This window comes from Pseudogemmobacter blasticus (assembly GCF_003071405.1).
Lineage (GTDB): Bacteria > Pseudomonadota > Alphaproteobacteria > Rhodobacterales > Rhodobacteraceae > Pseudogemmobacter > Pseudogemmobacter blasticus.
In genome coordinates, this window is sequence record NZ_CP020470.1 from 191973 (window position 1) to 204248 (window position 12276).

Genomic DNA, 12276 nt, shown 5'->3' on the forward strand with positions numbered 1-12276 from the left:
TGGAAGGGGCCGGGCCGATTTCCTTGAAGAAACAGGATCTTACCACAGATGGTGGACATGCGGCGCCACCAGCCGGTCATAGACCGCGCGCGCGGCTTGCAGGGTTTCGGCCGGCAGGGGGGCCAGCGCATCGGCCGCCGCATTGGCCTGGGCCTGCGCGGCGGATTTCGCGCCCGGAATGACCACGGTCACCGCCTGTTCCATCAGAATCCAGCGCAGCGCGAAGGCGGCCATGCTGGCGCCCTGCGGCACCAGCGGGCGCAGTTCCTCGACCGCTTCCAGCGCCACCTCGAAGGGCACGCCCGAGAAGGTTTCGCCCTTGTCGAAGGCCTGACCGTCGCGGTTGAAACTGCGGTGGTCATCGGTGGCGAAGGTGCTGGCCGCGGTCATCTTGCCGGTCAGCAGCCCCGAGGCCAGCGGCACCCGCGCGATGACGGCCACGTTTGCGGCCTGCGCCTCGCGGAAGAACACCTCGGCGGGGCGGGGGCGGAACAGGTTGTAGATGATCTGCACCGACACCACGCCGGGGTGATGCAGGGCCTGACGTGCCTCGTCCACGGTTTCGACCGAGACGCCGTAATCGGCGATCCAGCCGCGCGATTTCAGTTCATCCAGCGCATCGAAGGCGCGGGACGAGAAATAGACCGGCGTCGGCGGGCAATGCAGTTGCACCAGATCCAGCCGGTCCATTTGCAGGTTGCGGCGCGAGCGGTCCACGAAGGCGGCCAGATGGTCCAGATCATAGTCTTCGGCCACATGCGGCGACAGCCGGCGCCCGGCCTTGGTGGCCACGAAGGGCCGCGTGCCGCCGCGTTCGGCCAGCACTTCGGCGATGATCCGTTCCGACCGGCCATCGCCATAGACATCGGCGGTGTCGATGAAGGTCATGCCCGCATCGAGCGCGGCATGGAGCGCGGCGCGCGCCGCATCCGGCGACACTTCGCCCCAGGTGCCGCCGATGGCCCAGGCGCCAAAGCCGATGCGGGTGACGGTCCGCCCCGTGCGGCCAAAGGAATTGCTGTGCATCGCGGGTCTCCTCACGTTCCTGCTGGCGGCAGAGATAGCGGTAACGGGCGGGGCTTTCCATGGGGCAGGGGGTTTTGTGCCGGGCCGCTTTGCGATACGGCTGTGCCCCATGGATTTCGTGGTTTCCGATCTGGCGGTGGCGCGCGGCGGGCTGGTCGTGCTGCAGGGCGTGGGCTTCCGGTTGCAGCCGGGGCGGGCGCTGGTGCTGCGGGGGCCGAACGGCGTGGGCAAGACCACGCTTCTGCGCACGCTGGCCGGGCTGCAACCCGCCGTGGCGGGCACGATTTCGGCGCCGCCGGAAAGCCTGGCCTATGCCAGCCATGCCGACGGGCTGAAAGCCGTGCTGACGGTTGCGGAAAACCTGGCCTTCTGGGCGGCGGTCTATGGCACCGGCGCGGCGGCGGTGGCGCAGGCCTTGCAGCGGATGAACCTTGCCGCGCTGGCCGACCGCCGGGCCGCCAACCTGTCGGCGGGGCAGAAGCGCCGGCTGGGCCTTGCGCGGCTTCTGGTGACGGGCCGCCCGATCTGGGTGCTGGATGAGCCGACCGTTTCGCTGGATGCGGCCTCGGTCGCGCTGTTCGCCGATGTGATCCGCGCCCATCTGGCCGGGGGCGGCGCGGCGCTGATGGCCACCCATATCGACCTTGGCCTGCCCGAGGCCGAGGTGCTGGACCTGTCGCCGTTCCGGTCGGACGGCGCGGCGCCCGCCGTGGCCGGCGGCTTTGACGAGGCTTTCGCATGATCGCGCTGCTGGTCCGCGACCTGCGCCTTGCCTTCCGCGCCGGGGGCGGCTTCGGCCTTGGGCTGGCCTTCTTCCTGCTGGTTGCGGTGCTGGTGCCGCTGGGGGTGGGGCCGGAGGGCGGCACGCTGGCCACCATTGCCCCCGGCATCCTGTGGGTGGGGGCGCTGCTGGCCTGCCTGCTGAGCCTTGACCGCATCTTCGCGCTGGATTTCGAGGACGGGTCGCTGGACCTGCTGGCCACCGCGCCGCTGCCGCTGGAAGGGGCGGTGGCCGTGAAGGCCGCCGCGCATTGGCTGGTGACGGGCCTGCCGCTGACGCTGGTTTCGCCCGTGCTGGGGCTGCTGCTGTTCCTGCCGGCCGATGGCTATTTCTGGCTGGTCGTCTCGCTGGGGCTGGGCACGCCGGCGCTGAGCATCATCGGCGCCTTCGGGGCCGCGCTGACCGTGGGGCTGAAGCGCGGCGGGCTGCTTCTGAGCCTGCTGGTGCTGCCGCTCTATGTGCCGACGCTGATCTTCGGGGCCGAGGTGGTGAAGCGCGGCGCGATGGGCATGGACCCGGGCACCCCGCTGGCGCTGCTGGCCGCGATCACCGCCGGATCGGCCGCCTTGCTGCCCTTTGCCGCAGCCGCGGCGATCCGCGTCAATTTGCGGTAGCCCGCGCACATGTTATTGAGTTGAGCCCGCCCCTTTCGCCAAGTAACGGAACATCATGTCGATCTGGGAATACGCCAACCCGAAGAAGTTCATGCAGACCTCGGCCTGGGCCTTGCCCTGGGTGACGGGGCTGACCGTGCTGTGCCTGGGCTTCGGGCTGGTCTGGGGCTTTTTCTTCACGCCGGACGATTACAAGCAGGGATCGACCGTCAAGATCATGTTCCTGCATGTGCCCGCCGCGATGATGGCGATCAATGCCTGGGTGATGATGCTGGTGACCAGCCTGATCTGGGTGATCCGGCGCCACCATGTCAGCGCGCTGGCGGCCAAGGCGGCGGCGCCGGTGGGCCTGACCTTCACGCTGATCGCGCTGGCGACCGGCGCGCTGTGGGGCCAGCCGATGTGGGGCACCTGGTGGGCCTGGGACCCGCGTCTGACCAGCTTCCTGATTCTGGCGCTGTTCTATCTGGGCTATATCGCGCTGTGGAACGCGGTCGAGAACCCCGATACCGCCGCCGACCTGACCTCGGTCCTGTGCGTTGTGGGATCGGTCTTCGCGCTGTTGTCGCGCTATGCGGTCAAGTTCTGGAACCAGGGGCTGCATCAGGATTCGACCATCCTCAAGGTGGGCGAGAAAGACCCGCTGGACCCGGCCTTCTATCAGCCGCTGGTGGTCTGCATCTTCGGCTTCATCTTCCTGTTCCTGGCGCTGGTGCTGCTGCGCACCCGCACCGAAATTCGCGCCCGCCGCCTGTCGGCGCTGGTGTCGCGGGAAAGGCTGGCCTGATGCCCGAGCTTGGGAAATATGCCTTCGCGGTGCTGACCTCTTACGGGGTGACGATCGCGCTCTTGGCGGGGGTGGTGCTGCTGTCGCTGTGGCAGGGCGCCCGGATGCGGCGTGCCCTGGCCGAGGTTGAGGCGCGGGCTGCGGAGGCTGTCGATGGCTAGGTGGATGATGGCGCTGCCGCCGGTGATCTTTGCCGGGCTGGCAGCCATGTTCTATGTGGGGATGCAGCGCGAAAACCCCGGCGAGCTGCACAGCGTCTTTATCGGCAAGCCCGCCCCGGTGCTGCCGGGGACCGGCCTGCCGGGGGTGACGCAACTGACCGATGCCGATCTGCGCAAGGGCGAGGTGACGGTTGTCAATTTCTGGGCCTCGTGGTGCCCACCCTGCCGGGCCGAGCATCCGGTGCTGAATGCGATGGCCGAAAAGGGCATCCGCGTCGCGGGCGTGAACATGATGGACAAGGAGGCCGACGCCACGGCCTATCTGGCCGAGGAGGGCAACCCGTTCTTCGCGCTGGCCACCGATCCGAACGGGCGCAACCGGGTGGAATGGGGTGTGACCAACCCGCCGGAGACCTTCATTGTCGATGGCGACGGGACCATCCTGTTCAAGTTCGTGGGCCCGCTGGTTGGCACCGATTACGAAAAGCGGTTCGTTCCCGCGCTGGAAGATGCGCTGAAATAGCCGCCGTTCCGCGCTACGGGCAGGGCAAGAGAAAAGGCCGGGGTTTCCCCCGGCCTTTCGTTTTCGTCCGCGCCCTGGCGGGGCAGCCTCTTACGAGGCCGCCAGATCGCGCAGCACATAATGCAGCACGCCGCCGTTTTCGACGTATTCGATCTCGATCGCGGTATCTATCCGGCACTTGATCTGGATGGTCTTGGTGGTGCCATCGGCATAGCGGATGGTGCAGGGCACCAGGCTGAGCGGTTTCAGATCTCCGTCCAGACCTTCGATGCTGATCACCTCGTCGCCCTTCAGGCCAAGGCTCTTGCGGGTCATGCCTTCGGTGAATTCGAAGGGGATGACGCCCATGCCGACGAGGTTGGAGCGGTGAATCCGTTCGAACGACTCGGCGATCACGGCCTTGACGCCCAGAAGGGCCGTGCCCTTGGCCGCCCAGTCGCGCGACGAACCGGCGCCGTATTCGATGCCGCCGAAGATCACCAGCGGGGTGCCGGCTGCCTGATAGGCCATCGAGGCGTCGTAGATCGAGGTCTGCTGCCCGTCCGGCCCAAGGGTGTAGCCGCCCTCGACGCCATCCAGCATCTCGTTCTTGATGCGGATGTTGGCGAAGGTGCCGCGCATCATCACCTCATGGTTGCCGCGACGCGAGCCGTAGGAGTTGAACTCGCTGACGGGCACCTGACGTTCGGTCAGGTATTTGCCGGCCGGCGTGGTGGGCTTGAACGACCCGGCCGGGCTGATGTGGTCGGTGGTGATCATGTCGCCCAGCAGCGCCAGAACGCGGGCGCCTTCGATGTTCCTGATCACGCCCGGCGTCTTGGACATGCCGCGGAAATAGGGCGGGTTCTGGATGTAGGTCGAGGAGGCCGGCCAGTCATAGGTTTCCGAGTCGGTCACCTTGACGCCCTGCCACTTGGCATCGCCCTTGAACACGTCGGCGTATTTCTTCTGGAACGCCTCGCGCGTGACCACCGCATGAACGATGTCGGCGATTTCCTTGTTCGTGGGCCAGATGTCGCGCAGATAGACCGGCTTGCCATCCTTGCCGGTGCCAAGCGGGTCTTTCGTCAGGTCGATGTTCATGTCGCCGGCCAGGGCATAGGCCACCACCAGCGGCGGGCTGGCCAGATAGTTGGCGCGCACGTCGGGGCTGATGCGGCCTTCGAAGTTGCGGTTGCCCGACAGGACGGCGGCGGCGACCAGATCGCCTTCGTTGATCGCCTTGGAAATCTCGGGCTGGAGGGGGCCCGAGTTGCCGATGCAGGTGGTGCAGCCGTAGCCCACCAGGTTGAAGCCCACGGCATCCAGGTCTTCCTGAAGGCCGGCGGCTTCAAGATATTCGGACACGACCTGCGATCCGGGCGCCAGCGAGGTTTTCACCCAGGGCTTGCGGTCCAGCCCCAGCGCGCGCGCCTTGCGCGCCACAAGGCCCGCGCCGACCAGCACATAGGGGTTCGAGGTGTTGGTGCAGGAGGTGATCGAGGCGATCACGACCGAACCGTCGCGCAGCTTGTAATCCTGGCCTTCGACGGCGGCCGAGGACAGGCCGAAGTGATCGCCGGGCAGATCGGCCGGGGCAGGGTGGCCGCATTCGGACACCATTTCGGCCTTTTCCAGTTTGGGCGCCTCGGGGGCCTTGCGGATGCCGCGGATATAGTCGCCGAAGGCGGAGGCGGCGCCGGAGAGCGGCAGGTAATCCTGCGGGCGCTTCGGACCCGAGATTGCCGGAACGATGCTGCCCATGTCGAGATGCAGGGTGCTGGTGTAGATCGGTTCGTAATCCGCGCCGCGCCACATGCCGTTGGCCTTGGCATAGGCCTCGACCAGAGCGATCCGCGATTCGTCGCGGCCCGTCATGTGCAGGTAGCGCAGGGTTTCATCGTCGATCGGGAAGAAGCCGCAGGTGGCGCCGTATTCCGGGGCCATGTTGGCGATGGTCGCGCGGTCGGCCAGCGGCAGGCGGTCAAGGCCGTCGCCGTAGAATTCGACGAACTTGTTCACCACGCCATGCTTGCGCAGCATCTGCACGACCTTGAGCACAAGGTCGGTGGCGGTGGTGCCTTCGACCATCTGGCCGGTCAGCTTGAAGCCGACGACTTCGGGGATCAGCATGGAAACCGGCTGGCCCAGCATCGCCGCCTCGGCCTCGATCCCGCCGACGCCCCAGCCAAGGACGGCCAGGCCGTTGACCATGGTGGTGTGGCTGTCGGTGCCGACCAGCGTGTCGGGGTATGCCACCATGTTGCCGTCCTGGTCGGTGTCGGTCCAGACGGTCTGCGCCAGGTATTCCAGGTTGACCTGGTGGCAGATGCCGGTGCCGGGGGGCACCACGCGGAAGTTGTTGAAGGCGTTCTGGCCCCATTTCAGGAACACGTAGCGTTCCATGTTCCGCTCATATTCGCGGTCGACGTTCATCTGGAAGGCGCGGGGATGGCCGAATTCGTCGATCATCACCGAATGGTCGATGACCAGATCGACCGGGTTCAGCGGGTTGATCTTCTGGGCGTTGCCGCCAAGCGCCTTGATGCCGTCGCGCATCGCGGCAAGGTCAACCACCGCCGGAACTCCGGTGAAATCCTGCATCAGCACGCGGGCCGGGCGATAGGCGATCTCGATCGGGTTCTGGCCGCCCTTCTTGCCCCAGTCGGAGAAGGCCTTGATGTCGTCCACGGTGACGGTCTTGCCGTCTTCGAAGCGCAGCATGTTTTCCAGCACCACCTTGAGGCTGGCCGGCAGCCGGGAAAACTCGCCCAGACCGGCGGCTTCGGCGGCGGGGATCGAGTAATAGGAAACAGTCTGTCCGCCTGCGGTCAGCGTCTTGCGGGTTTTCTTGCTGTCGTGTCCGACGGTGACGGTCATCTATCTGGCTCCGTGGCTGGGGGCGTCTGGAATATTCGCTGCGTTTCCGGGGTGATCCGGTCGAGTCCCGATCATTGTATACAAATGTATGCCAAAAATCCAGACCCGATTCAATGCCCGCTGCGGGCCGATTCGCAGCAGGACGTGATGTCTTCACGCCTAACACTCGCAAAACCTTGATTGGAAGGGCAGGCTGGCCTTTCCTATAAGCAATCAACTGGATCAGGGGACCGGTAAGACTATGATGCGACAATTGGTCAGTGCCGCCTGCGGCCTGTGGATGGCTGCGGCTGCCACGGCACAAGCGGAAAATGTCGTCATCGTCGAGCTTTACACCTCGCAAGGGTGCTCGTCCTGTCCGCCTGCCGATGATTTTGTGGCCGAGCTTGCCGCCCAGCCCGGCGTTCTGCCGCTGTCGCTGCATGTCGATTACTGGGATTACATCGGCTGGGAAGACAAGTTCGCCCAGCCGCGCTTTACCGACCGGCAGAAGGCCTATGCCCGGGCCGTGGGGTCGCGCACCATCTATACGCCGCAGTTCATTGTCGGCGGGCTGGACCGGGTGGAAGGTTATGACCCGGACGAGACGGTGGAACGTCTGGGGCGGCACAGGGCGCTGGTCAGCCCGGTGACGCTGCATGTGGAACGGCAGGGGGAACGGCTGGTGATCCGGGCCGAGGCCAGCCCGGCGCTGACCACCCCGGTGCGGGTGCAATTGGTGCGCTACATGCCGGAAGAGACGGTGACGATCGAACGCGGTGAAAACGCCGGCCGCACCATCACCTATCGCAATGTGGTGACCAGTTGGGAGCTGCTGGGCGAATGGGCGGGGACCGGGCCGCTGGATGTGATGGCCGATGCGCCGGGCAGCGAACCGGCGGTGGTGATCCTGCAAAGCGAAGGCCCGTCGCTGATTCTGGCCGCCGCGCGGCCGGACCCGGTGCAGAAATCCGAAAGCGACGCCGCCACCAAGGCGATTGTCAGTGCGAAGGATGCCCCGCCCAGCATGGAGGCGGGCTTTGTCGGGGCGCCGGACCGTGCCCCCGAGGCGGATCTTTCGACATCGGGCGGCGCTGCCCCGTCCGAATAGGCGCGGCGGCTGTCAGCCGGTCGGGGCGCCTTTCCAGCGCTTGTGAATCCAGAACCATTGCCCCGGATGGGCGCGCACGCGCTGTTCCAGCGAGGCCGTGATCGCCTGTGTCATGGTCAGCGGGTCTGACGGTGGCACGGGGGCATCGAGTTCGATGCGGAAGCTCAGCCCGTCAGGCTGGCGGGTGGCGAAGAAGGGGATCAGGTCCGCCCCCAGCCGCAGCGCCAGTTCGGCCGCCGAAAGGGCCGTGCGGGCGGGGCGCCCGAGGAAGGGGATCAGCTCGCCCGAGGGTACGTCCTGATCGAACAGCAGCACCAGTTGCCCGCCCGCCCGCAGGTGGCGGACGAAGCCCGCCGTGCCGGCCCGGCCCTGCGGGAAGACCGGGCCTCCGAAGGCCTGCATGGTGCGGACGTAATGTTCGTTGAAATAGGGGTTCGACAGGTTGCGGTAGAGGCCGCCGATCTGGAACCCGCGCGCCACCAGCGCGGCGCGGGCGGCTTCGTAATTGCCGAAATGGCCCGAGACCAGGATCGCGGGGCGCCCCGCCGCGCGGGCGGCTTCAAGTGCGGCGAAGCCGGGGCCTTCGGGCACCAGCTTGGCGGCGCGGGCGGTGAATTCGGCGGTGGAGTAGTTCTCGATCACCGTGCGCCCGGCATTGTCGAGCGACTGGTCGGCCAGGGCGCGGCGTTCGGCTTCGGGCAGGTCGGGCCATATGGCGGCCAGATTGTCCAGCGCCCGCGCGCGGTAGCCCGCCAGCGGCCCGATCACACGCCGCATCAGCCAGCCCAGGAACCATACCCGCAACCGATAGGGAAACAGCAGCGCCAGCCGGATCAGCCCGCGCACCGCAAGGTTGGTAAGGTAATGGTCGGGCCGGAACGGCCGGGGCTCTTCGGTCTGGCTCATCTGCGGTCCTGGGCCGCACGCTCCTGTCGGGCGGCGTTGGTTTCGCGGTGCCAGACATAAAGACCCGCCCCCACGATCACAAGCGCCCCGATCACCGTCCACTGGTCGGGCAGTTCGCCATAGAAGAGGCCGCCCCAGAAGGTGGCGAAGACGATTCCCAGATAGGCGAAGGGCGCCACGACGCCCGCTTCGGCAATCGAGAAGCTGCGGATCAGGCACAGTTGCGCCGCGGTGCCCAGCATCCCGATCAGCGCGAAGATCGCCAGATCCTCCGGGGCGACCGGCGTCCAGACGAAGGGCAGGGCCAGGGCCGCGACAAGGGTTCCGAAGCCCGCCGCCCAGATCATCGAGGTCCAGGGCGATTCCGACGGCCCCAGCCGCCGCGTCAGGATGGCGTTGCCGGTATAGGACAGCGCCGCCCCCAGCGGCAGCAGCGCCCAGGGCGTGAAGACACCGGCGCCGGGGCGGATGATGATCATCGCGCCCACCAGCGCCGCCACCACCCCCGCAATCCGCCGCGGCCCCAGCTTTTCGCCCAGGAACAGCGCCGCGCCCAGCGTGATCAGCACCGGGTTCAGGTCGGTCAGCGCGGTGGCCTCGGCCAGGCCGATATGCGTCAGCGACAGGAAGAAGAAGGCGGTTGCGCCCATCTGGAACAGGCAGCGCCACAGGTGCAGCACCGGATGGCGCGTGCGCACCAGCACCGGCACGCGCCGGTTCAGCACCAGCGCCACGATCAGGAACTGCCCGGCAAACCGCGCCCAGACCACCTGCGGCGCCGGATAACGCTGGATCAGCCCTTTCGCTGCGGCATCCATCGCGGTGAACAGAAGGATCGCCAGGATCATCAGGGCGATCCCGCGGGCAGGGTTCTGGGCATGTGTCATGGGCGCGGACCCTAGGCCGCAGCGCCGCCGGCGGCAAGGGCTGCGGTCCGGGGCCAGCGGAAAGGGTTTTCACCCGCTGGCGGATCAGTCCTCTTCGGGCTGGATCATCACCACCTCGCCCGAGGCTTCCAGCGTGCGGATCGCGCCGATGATCGCGTTCATCGCCTCTTCGCCGTCCTTTTCCTTGATGCGGCCGCGCGTGGCGACCTCTTCCCGGATGCCTTGCGCCATGCGTTGCGAGATGTTGGCGAGGATGAATTCCCCCGTCGCCTCGAACTCGGGCCGGCCTTGGGCGAAGGCGATGGCGGTCACCAGTTGCGCCTGATCGACGATGCGGATGATCTTGGGGATGTCGCGCGGCGAAATCCGCGCCGGGACATGCGGCCAGGTGAAGATGGCCCGCCGCACCTGTTCGGCAAAGCCGGCATCGGCATCCTCAAGCCCCTGCAAGACCGCCTCGCGCGTGGCGGCGGCCGAGATGTTGAGGATCGCCCCCACCCGTTCCACCGGGTCGCGGTCAAAGGCGCGGGGCGGCTGGCTGTCCATCTGGCCCAGCACGGCAAGCCCGATCCGGCGCACGGTTTCCGGGTCTGTGTTGCCGGTCAGCGAGACGGCATAGGCGATGCGCCGCGCCTTTTCACCCGGCAGCCGCCCCAGGATTTCGGCCGCGCGCGGCACCGGCAGCTTGGACAGGATCACCGCCGCCACCTCGACCGCCTCATCCTCGATCACGGGGACCAGCTTTTCGGCCGGCAGGCCGACCAGCCGTTCCCAGGGGTCACCCTTGGCCGAAACGCCTGCCTTGCGGCGCAGCCGGCTGGCCGCGGTCTGCGAGATATGCCCGTCCATCACCGACAGGGCGCCTTCCAGCCCGCCGGGGAAGGCCAGCCCCACCTGATCAAGTTCGGCCATGAAATCCTGCACCACCTGATCCAGCGTCTGCCGGTCCACCAGCCGCATGGCGCCCATCTGTTCGGCCAGCGCAGCCTGCATCGGATCTGGCAACTGGGCCAGGGGCAGGGCGGTGCCTTCGCCCAGCAGATAGCGCACGATGACCGCCGCCTTTTCACGCGGCGTCAGCATCCGGCGCGGACCATCGTCCAGCGTCACCGCCCGTTGGGCGGGCGTGATGCGGGCAAGCGGCAACCCGTTCGCGGCCATTCCATCCTCCGATTCCGTTCGGTCCGGGGGCAGGATGGCGCAGGGCGGTTAATGCGGGCTTTCCGTCAGCTTGTGGGCTGCTGGACGCAGGTGCCCTTGACGGCATCCCAGACCATGCCTTCGGCACAGCTTGAGGCGGTCACTTCCTTCATGCCGCCATGGCAGCCTTCGGCGGCGGCCCAGGTTGGCAGCAGGGCCAGCGTCAGCGCGGCGAGGGTCGTCCTTGTGGTCATGGTCGTCCTCCTTGACGGTCTGGTGGGGCGGGCAGGGGCAGGCTGTGCCCTGAATCAAAGGTAACACGGATTCCGGCACGTCAATGCCGGGTTTTGCCTTTGGTGCGGGCGGGTGGGGCAAACCGTTGCCTGTGCCGCCGCTGCGGGCTTGCCACTGTGGAGGCGCGCGCGCATCCTGCCCGTCTGGGTTGCAGGGAAGGGCAGGATAATGGCGGGCAACAAGACCTTGGGCACGATGTTCGGCACCGGCACGGTGGACACCTTCCTGGGCCTGCCGCGGTGTCGCGACCTGTCGCGCCTGCCGGCGAAAATCGCGCTGATCGGCGCGGATGGCTGCACGCCTTACCCTTCGGTCGGGTTCTATTGCGCGGGCGGGCCGGCGGCGATCCGGGCGGCGGCGGCGCCTTACGCGGCCAATCTGGCGCATATGAACTTTGACCTTGGCGGTCCGGTGTTCCCGGCCGGGGTGGATGCCGTCGATGCCGGGGATCTGCCGCAGGATGAGGCCGATCCGGTGGGCAACCGGGCGCGGATCTTCGGGGCGGTGTCCTCGGTCCTGGATCGCGGCGGAGTGCCCTTCCTGATCGGGGGCGACGATTCGCTGCCGATCCCGATGATCGAGGCCTTTGGCGCACGGGGGCAGACCTACTGGATCTTGCAGATCGACGCCCATATCGACTGGCGCGATGAGGTGGGCGGCGAGCGTTACGGCCTGTCTTCCACCATGCGCCGCGCGTCCGAGATGGCGCATGTCGAGGGCATCGTGCAGGTGGGCAGCCGGGGCATCGGGTCGGCCCGGCTGTCGGATGTGCAGGAGGCCACCGACTGGGGTGTTGCCTTCGTGCCGGCGGGGCAGGTGGCGCGGGCGGGCGTGGGGCCGGCCATCGACCTGATCCCCGAAGGGGCGAATGTCATCGTCTGTTTCGATGTCGATGCGCTGGACCCGGCGATCATGCCGGCGGTGATCGGCCGGACGGCGGGCGGTCTGTCCTACTGGCAGGTGCTGGAACTGGTGGCGGGCGTGTCGGAAAAGGCGCGGATCGTCGGCTTCGACATGGTGGAATTCATGCCCGACCGGGATGTGGACGGGCTGGGCGCCATGCTGGCGGCGCAGCTTCTGGCCGCGGTGATGGGCATCGTGGCGCGGCAGGGCTGAGGGGCGCCCAGGGGGCAAACGGGGGCGACTTCGGGCGTCGTTCCCGTAACGCCTTGAAATGCCTTGCATCGCGCCGTGCCGCCGGACGAGGC

Annotated in this window: 12 protein-coding genes and 1 pseudogene; 7 read left to right on the plus strand and 6 right to left on the minus strand. The window is 67.4% G+C overall.

All coding sequences use genetic code 11. The annotated features are described in order from the left end of the window. Positions 1 to 39: 39 nt before the first annotated feature. Positions 40 to 1026 (minus strand): aldo/keto reductase, encoded by a 987-nt coding sequence (locus tag B6K69_RS00910; RefSeq protein WP_108642450.1) that lies wholly within the window; start codon positions 1024 to 1026, stop codon positions 40 to 42. A gap of 109 nt (positions 1027 to 1135) precedes the next feature. Between B6K69_RS00910 and ccmA the strand changes: the two genes are divergently transcribed. Genes ccmA through B6K69_RS00935 form a run of 5 tightly spaced genes read left to right on the plus strand, consistent with a single transcriptional unit; the run spans position 1136 to position 3892 of the window. Further along, the gene (gene ccmA / locus B6K69_RS00915; RefSeq protein ID WP_107673070.1) at positions 1136 to 1768 is read left to right on the plus strand and encodes a heme ABC exporter ATP-binding protein CcmA; all 633 of its coding nucleotides are present in this window, start codon (positions 1136 to 1138) and stop codon (positions 1766 to 1768) included. Then, entirely contained in the window at positions 1765 to 2421 is a 657-nt protein-coding gene (ccmB, locus tag B6K69_RS00920; RefSeq protein WP_107673071.1) for a heme exporter protein CcmB, read from the plus strand. The genes ccmA and ccmB overlap by 4 nt, the downstream gene beginning before the upstream one ends. A 55-nt stretch (positions 2422 to 2476) precedes the next feature. Further along, a complete protein-coding gene (locus B6K69_RS00925) occupies positions 2477 to 3208 on the plus strand; it encodes a heme ABC transporter permease (RefSeq protein ID WP_108642451.1) in 732 nt (243 codons plus the stop codon). Further along, a complete protein-coding gene (gene ccmD / locus B6K69_RS00930; protein ID WP_418260145.1) occupies positions 3208 to 3369 on the plus strand; it encodes a heme exporter protein CcmD in 162 nt (53 codons plus the stop codon). Before B6K69_RS00925 ends, ccmD begins: the two co-directional genes overlap by 1 nt. After that, the gene (locus tag B6K69_RS00935; protein WP_228156779.1) at positions 3362 to 3892 is read left to right on the plus strand and encodes a DsbE family thiol:disulfide interchange protein; all 531 of its coding nucleotides are present in this window, start codon (positions 3362 to 3364) and stop codon (positions 3890 to 3892) included. Before ccmD ends, B6K69_RS00935 begins: the two co-directional genes overlap by 8 nt. A 90-nt stretch (positions 3893 to 3982) precedes the next feature. Here the strand turns inward: B6K69_RS00935 and acnA are convergent, their stop codons facing one another. Continuing rightward, complete coding sequence (gene acnA, locus B6K69_RS00940) at positions 3983 to 6751, minus strand: aconitate hydratase AcnA (RefSeq protein ID WP_108642452.1); 2769 nt, start codon at positions 6749 to 6751, stop codon at positions 3983 to 3985. A 280-nt stretch (positions 6752 to 7031) separates the two neighbouring features. On the opposite strand from acnA, the pseudogene B6K69_RS00945 reads away from it, so the two are divergent. Further along, a pseudogene (locus B6K69_RS00945) lies at positions 7032 to 7679 on the plus strand (DUF1223 domain-containing protein); the annotation flags it as partial. Between the two features lie 174 nt (positions 7680 to 7853). On the opposite strand, the gene B6K69_RS00950 reads toward B6K69_RS00945, so the two are convergent. From B6K69_RS00950 to B6K69_RS18085, 4 genes are all read right to left on the minus strand, one after another. Next, positions 7854 to 8747, minus strand: a complete 894-nt coding sequence (locus B6K69_RS00950; protein ID WP_107673074.1) for a lysophospholipid acyltransferase family protein — start codon at positions 8745 to 8747, stop codon at positions 7854 to 7856. Beyond that, positions 8744 to 9634, minus strand: a complete 891-nt coding sequence (locus B6K69_RS00955) for a DMT family transporter (protein WP_108642453.1) — start codon at positions 9632 to 9634, stop codon at positions 8744 to 8746. Before B6K69_RS00955 ends, B6K69_RS00950 begins: the two co-directional genes overlap by 4 nt. 84 nt (positions 9635 to 9718) lie before the next feature. Further along, complete coding sequence (locus tag B6K69_RS00960) at positions 9719 to 10795, minus strand: flagellar motor switch protein FliG (RefSeq protein ID WP_108642454.1); 1077 nt, start codon at positions 10793 to 10795, stop codon at positions 9719 to 9721. Between the two features lie 65 nt (positions 10796 to 10860). Next, positions 10861 to 11028 carry a hypothetical protein gene (locus B6K69_RS18085; RefSeq protein WP_164681853.1) on the minus strand — a complete coding sequence of 56 codons (168 nt, stop codon included), beginning with the start codon at positions 11026 to 11028 and terminating at the stop codon, positions 10861 to 10863. A 208-nt stretch (positions 11029 to 11236) separates the two neighbouring features. On the opposite strand from B6K69_RS18085, the gene B6K69_RS00965 reads away from it, so the two are divergent. Continuing rightward, a complete protein-coding gene (locus tag B6K69_RS00965; protein WP_108642455.1) occupies positions 11237 to 12184 on the plus strand; it encodes an arginase family protein in 948 nt (315 codons plus the stop codon). The last annotated feature ends 92 nt before the right edge of the window (positions 12185 to 12276 follow it).